Annotated in this window: 14 protein-coding genes; all 14 read left to right on the top strand. The window is 67.2% G+C overall.

Features of this window, described 5'->3' with window-relative positions; translation table 11 throughout:
• Positions 1-151: 151 nt before the first annotated feature.
• The 14 genes from rpoB to OC550_RS10960 all read left to right on the top strand — a co-directional run bounded on the left by rpoB (position 152) and on the right by OC550_RS10960 (position 19,842).
• Positions 152-3,670: a DNA-directed RNA polymerase subunit beta gene (gene rpoB / locus OC550_RS11025; protein ID WP_262105824.1), complete on the top strand. Its 3,519-nt coding sequence runs from the start codon at positions 152-154 to the stop codon at positions 3,668-3,670.
• Positions 3,671-3,779: 109 nt separating this feature from the next.
• Complete coding sequence (locus tag OC550_RS11020; RefSeq protein WP_262105823.1) at positions 3,780-7,670, top strand: DNA-directed RNA polymerase subunit beta'; 3,891 nt, start codon at positions 3,780-3,782, stop codon at positions 7,668-7,670.
• A 149-nt stretch (positions 7,671-7,819) separates the two neighbouring features.
• The gene (locus OC550_RS11015) at positions 7,820-8,635 is read left to right on the top strand and encodes an IclR family transcriptional regulator (protein WP_262105822.1); all 816 of its coding nucleotides are present in this window, start codon (positions 7,820-7,822) and stop codon (positions 8,633-8,635) included.
• A gap of 50 nt (positions 8,636-8,685) precedes the next feature.
• Positions 8,686-9,882, top strand: coding sequence for a 4-hydroxybenzoate 3-monooxygenase (locus OC550_RS11010; RefSeq protein ID WP_262105821.1), 1,197 nt, complete (start codon positions 8,686-8,688; stop codon positions 9,880-9,882).
• A 111-nt stretch (positions 9,883-9,993) separates the two neighbouring features.
• Positions 9,994-10,821 (top strand): protocatechuate 3,4-dioxygenase subunit beta, encoded by an 828-nt coding sequence (pcaH, locus tag OC550_RS11005; protein ID WP_262105820.1) that lies wholly within the window; start codon positions 9,994-9,996, stop codon positions 10,819-10,821.
• On the top strand, positions 10,821-11,393 hold the full coding sequence (gene pcaG, locus OC550_RS11000; protein ID WP_262105819.1) for a protocatechuate 3,4-dioxygenase subunit alpha: 573 nt from the start codon (positions 10,821-10,823) through the stop codon (positions 11,391-11,393). The genes pcaH and pcaG overlap by 1 nt, the downstream gene beginning before the upstream one ends.
• 6 nt (positions 11,394-11,399) lie before the next feature.
• Positions 11,400-12,809 (top strand): lyase family protein, encoded by a 1,410-nt coding sequence (locus tag OC550_RS10995; protein ID WP_262105818.1) that lies wholly within the window; start codon positions 11,400-11,402, stop codon positions 12,807-12,809.
• Positions 12,806-13,603, top strand: a complete 798-nt coding sequence (locus OC550_RS10990; RefSeq protein WP_262105817.1) for an alpha/beta fold hydrolase — start codon at positions 12,806-12,808, stop codon at positions 13,601-13,603. The genes OC550_RS10995 and OC550_RS10990 overlap by 4 nt, the downstream gene beginning before the upstream one ends.
• Before the next feature lie 48 nt (positions 13,604-13,651).
• Positions 13,652-14,068, top strand: a complete 417-nt coding sequence (gene pcaC, locus OC550_RS10985) for a 4-carboxymuconolactone decarboxylase (RefSeq protein ID WP_262106320.1) — start codon at positions 13,652-13,654, stop codon at positions 14,066-14,068.
• Between the two features lie 175 nt (positions 14,069-14,243).
• Entirely contained in the window at positions 14,244-15,455 is a 1,212-nt protein-coding gene (locus OC550_RS10980; RefSeq protein ID WP_262105816.1) for a thiolase family protein, read from the top strand.
• Positions 15,456-15,470: 15 nt separating this feature from the next.
• Positions 15,471-16,169, top strand: a complete 699-nt coding sequence (locus OC550_RS10975) for a 3-oxoacid CoA-transferase subunit A (protein ID WP_262105815.1) — start codon at positions 15,471-15,473, stop codon at positions 16,167-16,169.
• Positions 16,166-16,807, top strand: a complete 642-nt coding sequence (locus tag OC550_RS10970) for a 3-oxoacid CoA-transferase subunit B (protein ID WP_262105814.1) — start codon at positions 16,166-16,168, stop codon at positions 16,805-16,807. Before OC550_RS10975 ends, OC550_RS10970 begins: the two co-directional genes overlap by 4 nt.
• Positions 16,808-16,842: 35 nt before the next feature.
• Positions 16,843-17,634 (top strand): IclR family transcriptional regulator C-terminal domain-containing protein, encoded by a 792-nt coding sequence (locus tag OC550_RS10965; RefSeq protein WP_262105813.1) that lies wholly within the window; start codon positions 16,843-16,845, stop codon positions 17,632-17,634.
• A 105-nt stretch (positions 17,635-17,739) separates the two neighbouring features.
• Entirely contained in the window at positions 17,740-19,842 is a 2,103-nt protein-coding gene (locus OC550_RS10960) for an acyltransferase family protein (RefSeq protein ID WP_262105812.1), read from the top strand.
• Positions 19,843-19,870 lie beyond the last annotated feature (28 nt).

Below are 19,870 nucleotides of genomic sequence, written 5' to 3'. Positions count from 1 at the left end.
CGGTGGGCATTGCCACGCCTTCCTGTATTTAACAGGAATCCGGCGGGGGCTTGGATCATATAGCGGATCCGGTCAGGTTGTACCGGCACTTTAGTGTGCCGGAAGTGCGGAGGCGCGTACAAGCCTGAAGGTCTGTGGAAGGATCCCTCTCTTGGTCGCCTCGAGCACCTCTAATACTGATACCGCTAACAGCCTGCTGGACGCCTCATCGAACGATGGAGCCACCCGCAGGATCTCATTCGCTAAGATTCACGAACCGCTGGATGTCCCCAACCTCCTTGCCCTTCAGACGGACAGCTTCGATTGGCTGGTCGGCAATGAGCGCTGGAAGGCGCGGGTCAAGAAGGCCCAGGAAGAAAACAACCAGGGCGTAGCCACGACCTCCGGTTTGTCCGACATCTTCGAAGAGATCTCCCCGATCGAGGACTTCCAGGGCACCATGTCCCTGAGCTTCTCCGAGCCGGAATTCGCCGATCCCAAGTACACGATGGCGGAGTGCAAGGACCGCGACGCCACCTTCTCCGCTCCGCTGTACGTCAAGGCGGAGTTCATGAACAACAACACGGGCGAGATCAAGCAGCAGACCGTGTTCATGGGCGACTTCCCGCTGATGACCGAAAAGGGCACCTTCGTCATCAACGGCACCGAGCGCGTCGTCGTCTCCCAGCTGGTCCGTTCCCCGGGCGCCTACTTCGAGCGCACCGCGGACAAGACCAGCGACAAGGACATCTTCACCGCGAAGATCATCCCCTCCCGCGGCGCCTGGTTCGAGCTCGAGATCGACAAGCGCGACCAGGTCGGCGTCCGCCTCGACCGCAAGCGCAAGCAGTCCGTCACCGTGCTGCTGAAGGCCCTGGGCTGGACCGAAGGCCAGATCCTGGAGACCTTCGGCGAGTACGACTCCATCCGGGCCACCCTGGAAAAGGACACCACCGAAACCCAGGAAGACGCACTCCTGGACATCTACCGCAAGCTCCGTCCGGGCGAGCCGCCGACGGTCGATGCTGCACGTTCCCTGCTGGAGAACCTGTACTTCAACCCGAAGCGCTACGACCTGGCCAAGGTCGGCCGGTACAAGATCAACCGCAAGCTCGGCGTCGAAACGCCGCTGGATGATCCGAACGCCTCGGTCCTGAACCTGGACGACATCGTCGCGATGATCAAGTTCCTGGTCGCGCTGCACGCCGGCGAGAAGACCATCCCGGGCAAGCGGGACGGCGAGGACCACGAGATCCGCGTCGAGGTCGACGACATCGACCACTTCGGCAACCGCCGCATCCGCGCGGTCGGCGAGCTGATCGAGAACCAGGTCCGCACCGGCCTGTCCCGCATGGAGCGCGTGGTCCGCGAGCGGATGACCACCCAGGACGTGGAGGCCATCACTCCGCAGACCCTGATCAACATCCGCCCGGTCGTGGCAGCCATCAAGGAGTTCTTCGGAACCTCCCAGCTGTCGCAGTTCATGGACCAGAACAACCCGCTGGCCGGCCTGACCCACAAGCGCCGCCTATCCGCGCTCGGCCCGGGCGGCCTGTCCCGCGACCGCGCCGGCATGGAGGTCCGTGACGTCCACCCGTCGCACTACGGCCGCATGTGCCCGATCGAGACCCCTGAAGGCCCGAACATCGGCCTGATCGGCTCGCTCGCCTCCTACGGCCGCATTAACGCGTTCGGCTTCATCGAGACCCCGTACCGCAAGGTCGTCGACGGCCTGGTCACGGACCAGATCGACTACTTGACCGCGGATGACGAGATCGAGTGCGTGATCGCCCAGGCGAACGCGCCGCTGGACGAGGGCAACCGCTTCGCCGAAGAGCTCGTGCTGGTCCGCCAGCGCGGCGGCGAGGGCGAGCCGGTCCTGATCGAGGCTGCAGACGTCGACTACATGGACGTTTCCCCGCGCCAGATGGTGTCCGTGGCAACCGCCCTGATTCCGTTCCTGGAGCACGACGACGCCAACCGCGCGCTCATGGGCGCCAACATGCAGCGCCAGGCCGTGCCGCTGCTGCGTTCGGAGGCACCGCTGGTCGGTACCGGCATGGAGCGCTACGCGGCGGTCGACGCCGGCGACTCCGTCGTGGCCGCCAAGGCCGGCGTGGTCACCGAGGTGTCCGCCGACCTGGTCACCGTCCTGAACGACGACGGCACCGAGACGCACTACCCGATCATGAAGTTCGCCCGCTCCAACCAGGGCAACGCGTACAACCAGCGCGTCCTGGTGGCCGAGGGCCAGCGCCTCGAGCTCGGCAGCATCATCGCCGACGGTCCCTCCACGGACCAGGGCGAGCTGGCGCTGGGCAAGAACATGCTGGTGGCCTTCATGTCCTGGGAAGGGCACAACTACGAGGATGCCATCATCCTGAGCCAGCGCATCGTCTCCGACGACGTGCTGACCTCCATCCACATCGAGGAGCACGAGGTCGACGCCCGCGACACCAAGCTTGGTGCCGAGGAAATCACTCGCGACATCCCGAACGTGAGCGAGGAAGTGCTCTCCCAGCTGGACGAGCGCGGCATCATCCACATCGGTGCCGAGGTCGAGGCAGGCGACATCCTGGTGGGTCGCGTGACCCCCAAGGGTGAAACCGAACTCACCCCGGAAGAGCGCCTGCTGCGCGCGATCTTCGGCGAGAAGTCCCGCGAAGTCCGCGACACGTCCCTGAAGGTGCCCCACGGCGAGTCCGGCACCGTCATCGGCGTGCGCATCTTCGACCGCGACAACGACGACGAGCTGCCCCCGGGCGTGAACCAGCTGGTCCGCGTCTACGTTGCCCAGAAGCGCAAGATCACGGACGGCGACAAGCTCGCCGGCCGCCACGGCAACAAGGGTGTCATCTCCAAGATCCTGCCGATCGAGGACATGCCGTTCCTCGAGGACGGTACCCCGGTGGACATCGTCCTGAATCCGCTGGGTGTTCCGGGCCGTATGAACGTCGGCCAGGTGCTGGAAATCCACCTCGGCTGGGTCGCCAAGCAGGGCTGGAACATCGAGGGCGATCCGGAATGGGTCAAGAACCTGCCGAACCTGCCGCGCCAGTCGGGTTCGACGACGGTTGCAACGCCGGTGTTCGACGGTGCCAGCGAGCACGAGATCACCGGGCTGCTGGCCTCGACCAACGTCACCCGCGACGGCGACCGCCTGATCGGTTCCTCCGGCAAGGCCCGGCTGTTCGACGGCCGCTCCGGCGAGCCGTTCCCGGACCCCATCTCGGTGGGCTACATGTACATCCTGAAGCTGCACCACCTGGTGGACGACAAGATCCACGCCCGTTCCACCGGGCCGTACTCCATGATCACCCAGCAGCCGCTGGGCGGTAAGGCACAGTTCGGCGGCCAGCGCTTCGGTGAAATGGAAGTGTGGGCCCTGGAGGCCTACGGTGCCGCGTACACCCTGCAGGAACTGCTGACCATCAAGTCCGACGATATCCACGGCCGCGTGAAGGTCTACGAGGCCATCGTCAAGGGCGAGAACATCCCCGAGCCGGGTGTTCCCGAGTCCTTCAAGGTCTTGATCAAGGAAATGCAGTCGCTGTGCCTGAACGTGGAAGTGCTCTCCACGGACGGCACCACGATTGAAATGCGTGACTCGGATGAAGAAGTCTTCCGGGCCGCGGAAGAGCTGGGCATCGACCTGTCGCGGGCCGAGCCGAGCTCTGTAGAAGAGGTCTAGCGACGCAGCGGCGGCCGGCGCAGCAAAGCCGGCCGCCCGCCGTCGTACCTCTTTCCGTACCCGTCAAAGACATTCAGAGATCTAGAGAACAAGAGAGAACAGGGACCATATGTCCAGCGAATCCTCCTTCGGCCTCATGCGAATCGGCCTTGCCACCGCGGAAGAAATCCGCGACTGGTCTTACGGTGAGGTCAAGAAGCCGGAAACCATCAACTACCGCACGCTCAAGCCCGAGAAGGACGGCCTCTTCTGCGAGAAGATCTTCGGCCCGTCCCGCGACTGGGAATGCTACTGCGGCAAGTACAAGCGCGTGCGCTTCAAGGGCATCATCTGTGAGCGCTGCGGTGTCGAGGTCACCCGCGCCAAGGTCCGCCGCGAGCGCATGGGCCACATTGAACTGGCCGCTCCGGTCACGCACATCTGGTACTTCAAGGGTGTTCCTTCCCGCCTCGGCTACCTGCTGGACCTGGCGCCGAAGGACCTCGAGAAGGTCATCTACTTCGCTGCCTACATGATCACCAGCGTGGACGAGGAACGCCGCCACGAGGAACTGCCGAACCTGCAGGTCGAGCACGACCTGGAGAAGAAGCAGCTGGCCGACACCCGCGACTCCGACATCGCGGCGATCGCCCGCGACCTCGAGGACGAGCTGGCCCGCCTCGAAGGCGAAGGCGCCAAGGCCGCCGACAAGAAGAAGGCCCGTGATTCCGCGGACCGCCAGATGGCCAACGTGCGCAAGCGCGCCGATGCGGACATCGACCGCCTCGAGCAGGTCTGGGACCGCTTCAAGAACCTCAAGGTCGCCGACCTCGAGGGCGACGAGGGCCTCTACCGCGAGCTGCGCGACCGCTACGGCCTGTACTTCGAAGGCTCGATGGGCGCCGAGGCGATCAAGAAGCGCCTGGAGACCTTCGACCTGGCCGCCGAGGCCGAGTCGCTGCGCGACGTCATCAAGAACGGCAAGGGCCAGCGCAAGACCCGTGCGCTCAAGCGCCTCAAGGTCGTCAACGCGTTCCTGACCACCACCAACAGCCCGCTGGGCATGGTGCTGGACGCCGTTCCGGTGATCCCGCCGGAACTGCGCCCGATGGTCCAGCTGGACGGCGGCCGCTTCGCGACCTCCGACCTGAACGACCTGTACCGCCGCGTGATCAACCGCAACAACCGCCTGAAGCGCCTGCTGGACCTCGGTGCGCCCGAGATCATCGTGAACAACGAAAAGCGCATGCTGCAGGAAGCGGTCGACTCGCTGTTCGACAACGGCCGCCGCGGCCGTCCGGTCACCGGACCGGGCAACCGTCCGCTCAAGTCGCTGTCCGACATGCTCAAGGGCAAGCAGGGCCGGTTCCGCCAGAACCTGCTCGGCAAGCGCGTCGACTACTCGGGCCGTTCCGTGATCGTCGTCGGTCCGCAGCTGAAGCTGCACCAGTGCGGCCTGCCGAAGCAGATGGCGCTGGAGCTCTTCAAGCCCTTCGTCATGAAGCGGCTGGTGGACCTCAACCACGCGCAGAACATCAAGAGCGCCAAGCGCATGGTGGAGCGTTACCGCCCGCAGGTCTGGGACGTGCTGGAAGAGATCATCACCGAACACCCGGTGCTGCTCAACCGTGCACCAACCCTGCACCGCCTCGGCATCCAGGCCTTCGAGCCGCAGCTCGTTGAAGGCAAGGCACTCCAGCTGCACCCGCTGGTCTGCGGCGCGTTCAACGCGGACTTCGACGGCGACCAGATGGCCGTGCACCTGCCGCTGAGCCCCGAGGCCCAGGCCGAGGCCCGCATCCTGATGCTGTCCTCGAACAACATCCTGAAGCCGTCGGACGGCCGTCCGGTGACCCTGCCGTCGCAGGATATGATCATCGGCCTGCACCACCTGACCACCAAGCGTGAAGGTGCCGCTGGCGAAGGCCGCGTCTTCGCCAGCCCGGCGGAGGCCATCATGGCCCACGATGCGGGCGAGCTGCACCTGAACTCGGTCGTCAAGATCCGCGTCCCGGGCTTCGTCCCGGGTCCGGACCAGGCGGCTCCGGAAGGCTGGGAAGAAGGACAGCCGGCGCTGATCGAGACCTCGCTCGGACAGGTGCTCTTCAATGAGACCCTGCCTGAGGACTACCCCTGGGTGGAGAAGGTTGCGGATAAGGGCCAGCTCTCCTCGATCGTCAACGATCTGGCCGAGCGCTACCCGAAGGTCGTCACCGCGGCCACGCTGGACAACCTCAAGGACGCCGGTTTCTACTGGGCGACCCGTTCCGGCGTGACCGTCGCGATCTCCGACATTGCCGCACCTGCCGAGAAGCCCGCCATCATGGAAGGCTACGAAGCGCAGGCTGCCAAGGTCGAGTCCCAGTACGGCAAGGGCCTGATCGCCGACGACGAGCGGCGCCAGGAACTGATCGACATCTGGAACAAGGCCACCAACGAGGTTGCCGACGCGATGCGCAAGAGCCTGACCAAGGAAAACACCATCAACCGCATGGTGTCCTCCGGTGCCCGTGGTAACTGGCTGCAGGTCCGCCAGATCGCCGGTATCCGTGGCCTGGTGGCAAACCCGAAGGGTGAAATCATCCCGCGTCCGATCAAGTCCTCCTACCGCGAGGGCCTGTCGGTGCTGGAATACTTCATCGCGACGCACGGTGCCCGTAAGGGCCTGGCCGATACCGCGCTGCGTACCGCCAACTCGGGTTACCTGACCCGACGCCTGGTGGACGTCTCGCAGGACGTCATCGTCCGTGAAGAGGACTGCGGCACCGAGCGCGGCCTCAACACCCCGATTGCCACCGTGGACTCGAACGGCGAGCTGCACCGGCACGAGGACGTGGAGAACTCGGCATACGCACGTACCCTCGCAGTCGACGTCGTCGACTCCGAAGGCAACGTGCTGGCCGCTGGCGGTTCGGACGTCGGAGACGTGCTGATTGATCAGCTGATCAATTCCGGCGTCACCGAGGTCAAGATCCGCTCCGTGCTCACCTGTGAGTCCGCCGTCGGTACCTGCGCGCTCTGCTACGGCCGTTCGCTGGCCACCGGCAAGACCGTGGACATCGGCGAGGCCGTCGGCATCATCGCCGCACAGTCCATCGGCGAGCCGGGCACACAGCTGACCATGCGTACCTTCCACACCGGTGGTGTAGCCTCCGCGGGCGACATCACCCAGGGTCTGCCGCGTATCCAGGAACTCTTCGAAGCCCGTACCCCGAAGGGTGTGGCTCCGATGTCCGAGGTTGCCGGCCGCGTCTCCATCGAGGACGGCGAGCGCCAGATGCGCATCATCGTCACTCCGGACGACGGATCCGAGGAAGTTGCCTACCCGGTGCTGCGCCGTGCACGGCTGCTGGTCGAAGACGGCCAGCACGTCAACGTCGGCGACCAGCTGGTGGTCGGTGCCAAGGACCCGAAGCAGGTGCTGCGTATCCTCGGCCCGCGCCAGGCGCAGAAGTTCCTGGTGGACGAGGTCCAGAGCGTGTACCGCAGCCAGGGCGTCGGCATCCACGACAAGCACGTGGAGGTCATCGTCCGGCAGATGCTGCGCCGCATCACCGTCATCGAGTCCGGTGAGACGGACCTGCTGCCGGGTGAGCTCGCCGAGCGCAGCCGCTTCCAGGCCGAGAACCGCAAGGCAGTGTCCGAAGGCAAGACCCCGGCCAACGGCCGTGACGAGCTGATGGGCATCACCAAGGCGTCGCTGGCGACCGAGTCCTGGCTGTCCGCGGCTTCCTTCCAGGAGACCACCCGGGTCCTGACCCAGGCGGCCATGGAAGGCAAGTCCGACCCGCTGCTGGGCCTGAAGGAGAACGTGATCATCGGTAAGCTGATCCCGGCCGGCACCGGCCTGGAGCGGTACAACAATGTCACGGTCGAGCCGACGGAGGAAGCCAAGGCTAACCTCTTCACCGGCCCGAGCGCCTTCAGCGACTTCGACTACCCCGGAGTCGACGGCGGCCTGACGCCCGAGTTCCACGCCATCCCGCTGGATGACTACGACATGGGCGGCGACTACCGCTAAAGATTGGTGCGCTCCCGGTGTGTCGGCTTCGCCGCCACGCCGGGGCCCTCGCGCACCACTCTGATCGGCCTTCCTGATCGAGGAGCGCCCCCTGCACCCGCACCGCGGGAGCAGGGGGCGCTCCTGCGTTAACGTGAGAACCTAGGCATATGGCCAATTCGCGTTCCGGGGATTCGATGCTGGAACGGTTCGTCCGGATCCTGAGCTCCTTCGACGCCACGAAGTCCTCCATGACCGTAGCGAGCCTCTCGCGCCGCGCCGACGTCCCGCTGGCCACGGCCTACCGGCTCGTGGACGAGATGGCCCGGCACGAACTGCTGAGCAAGGAACCCAACGGCCAGGTCCGGCTTGGGCTGCGGCTCTGGGAGCTGGCCAACCGGAGCTCGCCGGCGGTGGACATGGCGCAGGCCGCGATGCCCTTCATGGAGGACATCCAATCGGTGGTCCGCCAGCATACCCAGCTGGCCATCCTCAAGGACGACGACGTACTGGTCATCGAGCGGTTGTCCAGCCGTACGTCGGTGGTCAACCAGGCGAAGATCGCCGGCCGGATGCCCGTGCACCGGACGGCGCTGGGCATGGTCCAGCTGGCGTATTCGCCCAACCACGTCCAGGAGTCGTACCTGACCCGGCATCCCGAGGCCGTGGCCAGCGTGGACGCCGTCTCCTTCGACTTCCGCCGCCACCTGGTGGAGATCCGCAAGCGCGGCTATGCCGCCTTCGACGGGAGGGTGGATACCGACACCACCGGCCTCGCCGTGCCCGTCCTCGGGCGCAGCGGGCACGCCATCGCGGCGATCGGCGTCGTCCTGCCGCTGGGCTTCGAAAACCTGCAGTCGCTTGTGCCGGTGCTGATGGCCGGAGCCCGCGGGATCGCCCGCGCGGTAGGGGAGATGCCGGGCGGAGCAGAAGCCCCGCCGTCGCAATTCCCATTGAATGAGATCGGGAAGGCGGACCGCTTGTAGGCTCAGTCACACTGGATCAAAGCCCTCCCCGGATCCATGAAGGAGCATTTATGAGCGCGAACGCGCAGATCATCAAGACGCAGGTCGGCATCGTCGGCGGCGGCCCCGCCGGCCTCATGCTGTCGCACCTGCTGGCGAAGTCCGGCATCGAGAACATCGTGGTGGAGAAGCGTGACCACGAGACGATCCGCACCACCCACCGGGCCGGCATCCTCGAGGCCGGCTCCGTCAAGATGCTCACCGACACCGGCGTCAACGGCCGCGTCTTGACCGAAGGCATGGAGCACGAGGGCATTGACCTGCGCTTCAACGGCGAATCGCACCGCCTGAACTTCCCCGATCTCGTGGGCGCGACCGTCACGCTCTACCCGCAGAACGAGGTCTTCGTCGACCTGGCCGCGGCCCGCAAGCGCGACGGCGGCGACGTGCGCTACTCGGTCACCGACACCGAGGTGCTGGACATGACCACGGACACCCCGAAGATCCGCTTCACCGATTCCGAGGGCCAGCTCTTCGAAATCCACTGCGAGATCCTCGTGGGCGCCGACGGTTCGCAGGGCATCTGCAAGTGGGCCATCCCGCAGGAGTACCGCACGGACAACTTCATCGAGTACCCGTTCGCCTGGTTCGGCATCCTCACCGAGGCCCCGAAGAGCTCCGACGAACTGATCTACGCCAACTCGCCGCACGGCTTCGCGCTCATCTCCCAGCGCAGCGAGACCGTCCAGCGCATGTACTTCCAGGCCGACCCCAACGAGGACGCCTCGAAGTGGACCGAGGACCAGATCTGGGACGAACTGCAGAAGCGCGTGGACGGCCCGGACGGCTTCCAGCTCAAGCGCGGCCCGATCTTCGAACAGATGATCCTGAAGTTCCGCTCCTACGTCTGCGAGCCGATGCGCTACGGCAACATGTTCCTGGCGGGCGACGCCGGACACACCGTCCCGCCGACCGGTGCCAAGGGCCTGAACCTGGCCCTGGCGGACGTCAAGGTCCTCTTCGAGGCCATCGACTCGTACTACAGCACCAAGTCCAAGGAACTGCTCGACGGCTACAGCGACCGCGCCCTGAAGCGCGTGTGGAAGGCCCAGAACTTCTCCTACTGGATGACCAACATGCTGCACACCCGCAAGGACGCCAACCCCTTCGAGGTCAAGCGCGCCCTGGGCGAGCTGCAGACAGTGGTCAGCTCGCGCTACGGCCAGCAGTACCTGGCCGAGTCCTACACCGGCTGGCCGCACAGCTAGCACCAAGTTCCATGGAAGGGGACCGCGGGCGGCTCAGGGCCGGCCGCCCGCGGTCCCGTTCCACGACCACAGCCCAGTCAACTTCGCAGCAACGCAAGAAAGGAGTTCTCGATGAGCACCGAAACGCAGTCGGAAAGTTTCGAGAACAGCCATGTATTGGATCCTGCCGCCACCGCGGACTCGCAGGAGACCATTAACAAGGAAATCAACGACATCCACGCGGCCTACCGCAAGAGCGTCGAGGACGGTGGCCGGGAGGAGACGCAGCCGCGGATCGACTTCGCGCCGTACCGCTCTTCGCTGCTGCGCCACCCCACCAAGGACCTGCACCACACCGACCCGGAGACCATCGAGCTCTGGTCCCCGGCCTTCGGCCACCGCGATGTGCACGCCCTGGAAGCTGACCTGACCATCCAGCACAACGGCGAACCGCTGGGCGAGCGCATCGTGGTCCAGGGCAAGGTGCTCGACGGCGACGGACGCCCGGTCCGCAACCAGCTCGTCGAGATCTGGCAGGCCAACGCCGCCGGCCGCTATGTGCACAAGCGCGACCAGCACCCGGCGCCGATCGACCCGAACTTCACCGGCGTCGGCCGCTGCATCACCGGCGACGACGGCTCCTACAGGTTCACCACCATCAAGCCGGCCCCGTACCCGTGGAAGAACCACCACAATGCCTGGCGCCCGGCCCATATCCACTTCTCGCTGTTCGGCACGGACTTCACCCAGCGCATGATCACCCAGATGTACTTCCCGGGCGATCCGCTGTTCCCGCTGGACCCGATCTACCAGGCGATCACGGACCAGAAGGCCCGTGACCGCCTGGTCGCCACCTACGACCACAGCATCACCAGCCATGAGTGGAACACCGGCTACAACTGGGACATCGTGCTCACCGGCAGCAACCGGACCTGGATGGAAGACGAGGACGCAGAATAATGACTGAGGCAACGACCAAGCTTGTCGCAACCCCGGGCCAGACCATCGGCCCGTTCTACGGCTACGCCTTGCCCTTCGAAAAGGGCCACGAACTGGTGCACCGTGCCCACGCGGGCTCCATCCGGCTGCACGGCGTCGTGAGCGACGGCCACGGCGAACCGATCCCGGACTCCATGCTGGAGATCTGGCAGGCGGACGAGCACGGTAAGATCTCCCGCAAGGACGGCTCGCTGGTGCGCGACGACCACACCTTCACCGGCTGGGGCCGCGTCGCCGTCGACAACGTCGGCCACTACACCTTCACCACGGTCAACCCGGGTCCCACCGAAGAAGGCAAGGCGCCGTTCATCCTGCTGACGGTGTTCGCCCGCGGCCTGCTGAACCGGCTGTTCACCCGCATCTACCTGCCGGAGGACACCGAGGCCCTGGCGAACGACCCGCTGCTGTCCTCGCTGCCGGAGGATCGGCGCCGGACGCTGATCGCCACCCGCGAGGAGAACGGCGACCTCCGCTTCGACATCCGGCTGCAGGGCGGGAACGAGACGGTCTTCCTGACCTACCCGGGAGCTTAATCACAGATGAATACAGCGGATAACGCTGATTTCGGGCTGCTGTCCCCGGCCTCGGCCGGGACAGCAGTGTCCCGTTTAACGAGCGATTACAAGTTCATCCAGGCCGTGCTGGACGTGGAGCTGGAGTGGGTCCGCGTGCTGGCGGATGCCGGCTACATCGACGCCGGCATCCCGGCCGCCGTGGCGGCCGCGTCTGTGGCGGAGCAGTACGACGCCGCGTCGCTGGCAGAGCGGGCGCAGGGCGGCGGCAACCCCGTGATCCCGCTGCTGGCGGACCTGCGGGCGCAGGTGAAACCCGGGAATCCCGCCGCGGCGGCTGCTATTCATAAGAGTGCCACCAGCCAGGACATCCTGGACAGCGCCCTGCTGGTGATGGCCTCCCGCGCCCTGGAGGTCATCACGGCCGACCTGAAGTCGGCGTCCCGTTCCCTGGCGAAGCTTGCCGAGGACCACCGCGGCACGGTCACGGTGGCGCGGACGCTGACCCAGCACTCGCTGCCGTCGACCTTCGGCCTCAAGGCAGCCAACTGGCTCGCCGGCGTCGGACAGTCCGGCGTGCAGCTGTCGGAGGCTAAGTCCCGGCTTCCGCTGCAGTGGGGCGGGGCGGCCGGCACGATGGCCGCGCTGACCGCGGTCGCGGACTCCGCGGAGAATAACGACGGCGGGGCGCTGGGTCTTGCGGCGCGGCTCGCGGAGCGCCTGGGGCTGGCCGATCCGGTCGCCCCGTGGCAGACCAACCGCCTGCCGATGACTGCGCTGGCCGCGGCGCTGGCGGACGTGCTGGCTGCCGCTGGCAAGGTCGCCAACGACGTCCTGTTGCTGAGCCGGCCGGAGTTCGGCGAGCTGTCCGAACCCCGCGCTGAGGGCCGGGGCGTCTCCTCGGCGATGCCGCAGAAGCAGAACCCGGTACTCTCCGTGCTGATCCGCAGCGCGGCGCTGGCCGCGCCGGGCTACCTGGCGCAGGTGCAGGCCGCCGCGGGGGGCGCGATCGACGAGCGTCCGGACGGCTCCTGGCATGTCGAATGGCAGGCGCTGCGCCAGCTGCTGCGGCTGGCCGGGGGAGCGGCGGAACACCTGGCCGAACTCGCCGGCGGCCTCGTGGTCCACCGGGAGGCGATGCAGCAGAACCTTGCCATCACCGGGCCGCTCGTGGTCAGCGAGAAGATCATGGCCGCGGTCGCCCCGCTGCTGGACGGCGGGACGCCCGGCTCGGGCAAGCCCAAGGTCCAGGCGCTGGTGAACGATTCCCTCTCCGGGGGAGCGCCGTTCGCCGAGCAGTTGCGCGGCGCCGTCCCGGAGCAGGACCTGCCGGACGCGCAGCTGCAGGCGCTGCTGGACCCTGCGAACTACCTGGGCCAGAGCGACGAACTGATCAACCGGATCACCAAGCACTTTGCAGAATGGAGCCAAGCATGACCGTCCCCGAAATCACCCCTACCCTGCTCTCGGCCGGCGGCGCCGGCAAGCCGGTCCTGCTGGCCGGGGCCGGCCTCGGCACCGGGGCCAAGGCCCTGTGGATCGATGCCGTCCCCTTCCTCCCGGACTTCCAAGTCGTCGGCCTGGACCTGCCCGGCCACGGCGCCAGCCCGGCCTCGACCGAAACCTTCACGGTGGCGGAACTGGCCACCGCCGTCGCCAACGTCGTGGAAAAGCTGCGTGCCTCCGGCGACATCGAAGCATCCGCGCCCCTGTACTACGCCGGCGTCTCGCTGGCCGGCGCGCTCGGCCTGCAGCTGGGCCTGGACTACCCCGACCTGTTCAAGGGCATCGGCGTACTCTGTTCCGGGGCCAAGATCGGCGAACCGCAGGCCTGGCTCGACCGGGCCGAGACCGTGCGGAACTCGGGCACGCCGACCATGGTCGTGGGCTCCGCCCAGCGCTGGTTCGCCCCGGGCTTCATCGAGGCGAACTCCGAGGCCACCACGCGGCTGCTGCACACGCTGCAGAACGCTGACCGCTTCGCCTACGCCCACGCCTGCGAGGCGCTGGCCGGCTTCGACGTCCGTGACCGCCTCGGCGAAATCGGCACGCCCGTGATCGCGATCGCCGGCGGCCAGGACGAGGTCTGCCCGCCGCCGTTCGCCGAGGCCACGGCGGCCGGCGTGCGCAACGGCCGCGCCGCCGTCGTCGCTTCCGCCGCGCACCAGGCGCCGCTGGAGGCACCGGAGGAAACCGCCAAGCTGCTGCGCGAGTTCTTCCTCGCCGCCTGAGCAAACCACCCGCAATCCACACCGAAGGAGCACTCGCCAGTGAGTGAAATGACCCGGACTTTCGATCCGGCCAAGACCCAGCAGGACGTATACGACGACGGTATGGCCGTCCGCCGCGAGGTTCTCGGGGCCGCCCACGTCGACCGCGCGAACGCGGGGATCGACGACTTCACCCAGGACTTCCAGGAGCTGATTACTCGGTACGCCTGGGGCACCATCTGGACCCGCCCGGGCCTGCCCCGCACCACCCGCAGCGCCATCACCCTCACCGCGATGATCGCGAACGGGTACTGGGAAGAACTGGCCATGCACGTCCGCGCGGCGCTGACCAACGGGATGACCCGGGACGAGATCAAGGAAGTCATCCTGCAGTCGGCCATCTACTGCAGCGTGCCGGCCGCCAACGTGGCCTTCAAAGTTGCCCAGGGCGTCTTTGCCACCCTTGACGAGGCCGGAACGGACTAGCTATAGTTCTTATGTCGCACAGGTGTTCGTGATACGAACCTTGAAGGGCTTCCGGTTGGCGGACCAGAGTGCGGCATGACGAGCATTTCCAGTGGTGCGGCCGCGGCTGTAGAACGCCGCGGCCGCACCGGAGCAGAGCCCGCGCCCGGACGAGGTGCGGTCGAAGGAGTCCTTAGTGAACCAGGCGTACGTTTATGACGCTATCCGCACCCCGTTTGGAAAGTTCGGCGGAGGATTGGCAGGCGTGCGGCCTGACGATCTGGCCGCCGAGGTCCTCAAGGCCTCGGTTGCGCGCGCCCCGGGGCTGGACCCGGCCCGCATCGACGAGGTCATCTTCGGCAACGCCAACGGCGCCGGCGAGGAGAACCGGAACGTCGCCCGCATGGCGACCCTGCTGGCCGGCCTGCCCACCTCGATCCCGGGCACTACCGTCAACCGCCTCTGCGGCTCCAGCCTGGACGCCGCGATCATCGCCTCGCGCCAGATCAACACCGGCGACGCGGACATGATCCTTATCGGCGGCGTCGAGTCCATGAGCCGTGCCCCGTGGGTGCTGCCCAAGACCGAGAAGCCGTACCCGGCCGGCGACATGACGCTGGCCTCCACCACCCTCGGCTGGCGCCTGGTCAACAAGAAGATGCCGAAGGAGTGGACCGTCTCCCTGGGCGAGGCCACCGAGCAGCTGCGCGAGCGGCACGGCATCTCCCGGATGCGCCAGGACGAGTTCGCCGCGAACTCGCACAACCTCGCCGACGCCGCCTGGAACGAGGGCAAGTACGACAACCAGATCGTCACCGTCCCGGGCACCGAACTCACGCGTGACGAGACCATCCGCCCGAACAGCTCCGCCGAAAAGCTCGCCGGGCTCAAGACCGTCTTCCGTGCCGTCTCCGACGGCCCCGAGGGCGGCACCGTCACCGCCGGCAACGCCTCCCCGCTGAGCGACGGTGCCTCCGCCGCGCTGCTGGGCAGCGAGGCGGCCGGCGCCGAGCTCGGCCTGCAGCCCTTGGCCCGCATCGCCGGCCGCGGCGCCGCCGCGCTGGAGCCGCAGTTCTTCGGCTTCGCCCCGGTCGAGGCCGCCAACCAGGCCGTCAAGCGCGCCGGCATCAGCTGGGCCGACGTGGCCGCCGTCGAACTCAACGAGGCCTTCGCCGCGCAGTCGCTGGCCTGCATCGACAACTGGGACATCGACCCGGCGATCGTCAACGCCTGGGGCGGCGCCGTCGCCATCGGCCACCCGCTGGGCGCCTCGGGCATCCGAATCCTCGCCACGCTCGCCCGCCGGCTCGAGGCCAGCGGCGACCGCTGGGGCGTCGCTGCCATCTGCATCGGCGTCGGCCAGGGCCTCGCCGTCGTGCTCGAAAACGTCAACGCAACCAAGAAGTAAGGAGGCACGGAGCGTATGCTCACGATTGCCAAATCGGCTCAGGAAGCAGTAGCCGAAATCCATGACGGCGCCACGGTGCTGATCGGCGGCTTCGGCAACGCCGGCCAGCCGATGGAGCTGATCGACGCGCTGCTCGCCTGCGGCGCCAAGGACCTGACCGTGGTCAACAACAACGCCGGACAGGCCGACGCCGGCCTGGCGCTGCTGATCAAGGAGCGCAAGGTCAAGAAGATCATCTGCTCGTTCCCGCGGCAGTCCGACTCGTGGCACTTCGATGCCGCCTACCGGGCCGGCGAGATCGAGCTGGAGCTGGTGCCGCAGGGCAACCTCGCCGAACGGATCCGCGCCGCCGGCGCCGGCATCGGCGGCTTCTTCACGCCCACCGGCTACGGCACCATGCTGGCCGAGGGCAAGGAGACCCGCGTCATCGACGGCAAGGGCTACGTGCTCGAGTCGCCGATCTACGCCGACTTCGCGCTGATCAAGGCCCTGAAGTCGGACAAGACCGGCAACCTGGTGTACCGCAAGACGGCCCGCAACTTCGGTCCGATCATGGCGGCCGCGGCCAAGCACGCCATCGTCCAGGTCAACGAGATCGTCGAAACCGGGGCGCTGGATCCCGAGGTCATCGTGACCCCGGGCATCTACGTGGACACCGTCGTGAAGATCGATGGGAAGACCCCGGCTGTTACGGAACATGAGGTGAACCAGTGAGCGAGAAGCTGACCAAGGACGAGCTGGCCCGGCTCGTCGCCAAGGACATTGCCCCCGGATCCTTCGTCAACCTGGGCATCGGCCAGCCCACCCTGGTTTCGAACTACCTGACCGCGGAGCAGGATGTCACCCTGCACACCGAGAACGGGATGCTCGGGATGGGCCCGCAGGCCAAGGACGACGAGATCGATGAGGACCTGATCAACGCGGGCAAGATTCCGGTGACGGAGCTGCCCGGCGCGTCCTACTTCCACCACGCCGACTCCTTCGCGATGATGCGCGGCGGCCACCTGGACGTCTGCGTGCTCGGGGCCTTCCAGGTCTCCGCCACCGGCGACCTCGCGAACTGGCACACCGGCGCGCCCGACGCCATTCCCGCCGTCGGCGGTGCGATGGACCTGGCCACCGGCGCCAAGGACGTCTACGTGATGATGTCCCTGTTCACCAAGGACGGCAAGTCCAAGCTGGTGCCCGAATGCACGTACCCGTTGACCGGTGTGGACTGTGTAACCCGCGTATACACTAATGAGGCTGTCTTCCTGATTGGCGAAGACGGCGTCCGCGTGCGCGAGACCTTCGGAACCACTATTGAGGAACTGCAGTCCAAGATGGACGTGAAGCTGCTTCCGGCCCAGTAGCCGGACAGCACGTCCTTCGACTGCAGCAGGGGAACATGACCGAGACCAAACTGCCGGGCGACCAGTTCGTCCAGTCGCTGGCCCGCGGCCTGGCCGTCATCCGGGCCTTTGATGCCGACAACATCAGCATGACCCTCAGCGAGGTCTCGAAACGAACGGGACTGACCCGTGCCACCGCCCGCCGCTTCCTGCATACCCTGGTCGACCTGGGGTATGTCAGGACGGACGGGCGGGTCTTCGAGCTGACCGCCTTGGTGCTGCAGCTCGGGTACTCGTACCTGGCGGGTCAGTCCCTTCCCCAACTGGTGCAGCCGGTGCTCGAGGAACTCTCCGCCGAGCTGCACGAGTCCACGTCCGCGTCCATTCTCGACGGCGGCGAAATCGTTTACATCGCGCGCATCCACACGCGCCGGATCATGACCGTGGGCATCAGCGTCGGCACGCGGTTCCCGGCCTACGCCACCTCGATGGGGCGGGTCCTGCTGGCCGGCCTGTCGGAGCAGGAGCTCGAGGAGTACCTCGCGAAGGTCGACCTGCGGCCGCTGACCGCCAAGACCATCGGCACCGTCGACGCACTGCGGACCGAACTGGACAAGGTCCGCCGGCAGGGCTGGTCCCTGGTGGACCAGGAATTGGAGAACGGGCTGCGCTCGGTCGCCGTGCCGATCCTGAATCCGGACGGCAGCCTCGCCGCCGCGCTGAACATGTCGATGCAGGCCTCGCTGGCGGACAGCACCGTGGACCTCGAGGCGGCCGTCGCGACGGCCCTGCCAAAACTCCAGGCCGCGTCGGCCAAGGTGACCGACGCGCTCCGCGCCCAGCACTAGGTCGGCCGGGCCGCTCCGCGCCCAGTGCCTCACAAGCCGGGGCGGTCGCGCCCGGCACTGGGCGGCTTTCGACCTTCCTGTTATCTTTTTGTTATATTTGCGGGCATGCTGTCGACCGCGAGCCCAGATGCCGCACGCCCGAAGGAGAGCCCGGGCCGCAAGCCCCGGAAGTTCCTGCCCGAGGTGCAGGCGTTGCGGGCCCTGGCCGTGCTGCTGGTCGTTGTCTACCACTTCCAGCCGGGGCTGCTCCCCGGCGGCTTCGTCGGCGTGGACGTCTTCTTCGTCATCTCCGGTTTCCTGATCACCGGGCACCTGCTGCGTGAGCTGCGGGACACCGGCCGGGTCTCGCTCGGTGCCTTCTGGGCCGCCCGCGCGCGCCGGATCCTGCCGGCCTCGCTGGTGACCATCGCCGTCGTCTGCCTCGCGACCTTCGTGTTAAGCCCGATGACGCAATGGGAGCGAATCGGCTCCCAGGCGCTGGCCTCCACCTTCTATGTGCAGAACTGGGTGCTGGCGGGGGAGTCGGTCGACTACATGGCTTCGGCCAGCAGCGCCACCGGGCTGCAGCATTTCTGGTCGCTGGCGGTGGAGGAGCAGTTCTACCTGTTCTGGCCGCTGCTGGTCCTGGCCGCGGCCGTGCTGGCCCGCAGTGCCGGACGGAATATCGCCCGCGGCATCCTTCCCGCCCTGGCCATCGTCGCGGCGGCATCGCTCGCCTTCGGCATCTGGTTCAGCTATTCCGGCAACCCGGCCGCCTACTTCATCACCCCGACCCGGATCTGGGAGCTGGCGCTCGGCGGCGTCCTGGCGGTGGTGCTCAGGGACGCCTCCGCGCACCCGCGGCTGCGGAAGCTCCTGGCGCTGGGCGGTATTGCGGCCATCCTGGCGGCGGCGCTCCTGCTCGACGGCGCCACCATCTTCCCCGGCACGGCCGCCCTGCTGCCGGTCCTGGGCGCCATCGCGGTGATCGCAGCGGGACGCACCGAGGGCGCCTTTTCGCTGCATCGGCTTTCGGACGCGCGGCCCGTCCAGTGGCTCGGCAACATCTCTTACTCTTTGTACCTGTGGCACTGGCCCGTCCTCGTGTACTACCGCACGCTGGCCGACCGTGCCCCAGGGCCCCTGGCGAGCCTGTTGCTGGTCGCCGCCTCGGTGGGCCTGGCCGCCCTGAGCTACTACTTCGTGGAAACGCCGGTGCGCCGGGCCGGCTGGCTGCGTGGGCAGGCCAGGCGGCCGATCGCGGCCGGCGTCGTGGCGATGGGCGTCGTCGGGCTGCTGGCCATGGCTCCGATGCAGCAGCGCGACCAGTTGGTGGCTGAGCGGGCGGCGCACACGCAGCAGCTGCTGGACGCGCCGCCGGCCCGGTTCGGCGCGGACGCCATGGACCCGGAAGCGGACCGCAGCTTCGCCGCACCGGAGAAGGTGATCGTCCCCGACCCGAACGTCGCCGTCGACGACGAATTCGCCTTCGGCGACTGCGTGGCCCAGAAGCCGGATGCCAAGACCCCGGAATGCATCTTCGACCACAGCGGCGGAGATGCCGATGCGCCGACGGTGGCGGTGGTGGGCGACTCGCACGCCGGACAGTGGACGCCGGCCCTGGACGCGATTGCCAAGGAGCGCGGCTGGAAGCTGCTGACCTACATCCACAACTCCTGCCCGTTCAACCCGGAGCCGCGCACGCTGGAAATCGAGGGCGACCTGCAGTGCACCGAACCGAACCGCGAAACCATGGAGCGGCTGCTCGAGCGCGGAGATGTCGACGCCGTCATCACCTCCTACTCGGCGTCCTCCGAGTTCGAGGACACAGGCACGGGGCACCGGCCGGGCGCCGCGGGCTTCGCCGAGTACTGGAACAGGCTCGCCGACGCCGGAATCGACGTCTACCCGATCGCGGACACACCCACGCCGCGGGCAGGGGCGGACCCGCGCGACTGCGTGGACCTGAACTATGACGACCCCGCGCAATGCAGCCAACCGCGCTCGGCTGCCTTCGACGGGCAGGACCTGACCCCGGAGGCGTCCAAGCTTGCGCCGCAGGCACGGGTGGTGGACCTCTCCGACGAATTCTGCGGCGCCGACTCCTGCCCCATGGTGATCGGGAACGTCATGATCTACCGCGACCGCGACCACGTCACTCGGACCTACATCCTCACGCTCGCGGACCAGCTGGAAAGCGCGCTCGTGGCGGCCAAGCAGACCCGCTGAGCCGGTCCCGGCCGTGTCGCGTTCATGT

The organism is Arthrobacter sp. Marseille-P9274 (assembly GCF_946892675.1).
Taxonomy (GTDB): domain Bacteria; phylum Actinomycetota; class Actinomycetes; order Actinomycetales; family Micrococcaceae; genus Crystallibacter.
This window is presented reverse-complemented; position numbering and strand designations above follow the sequence as displayed.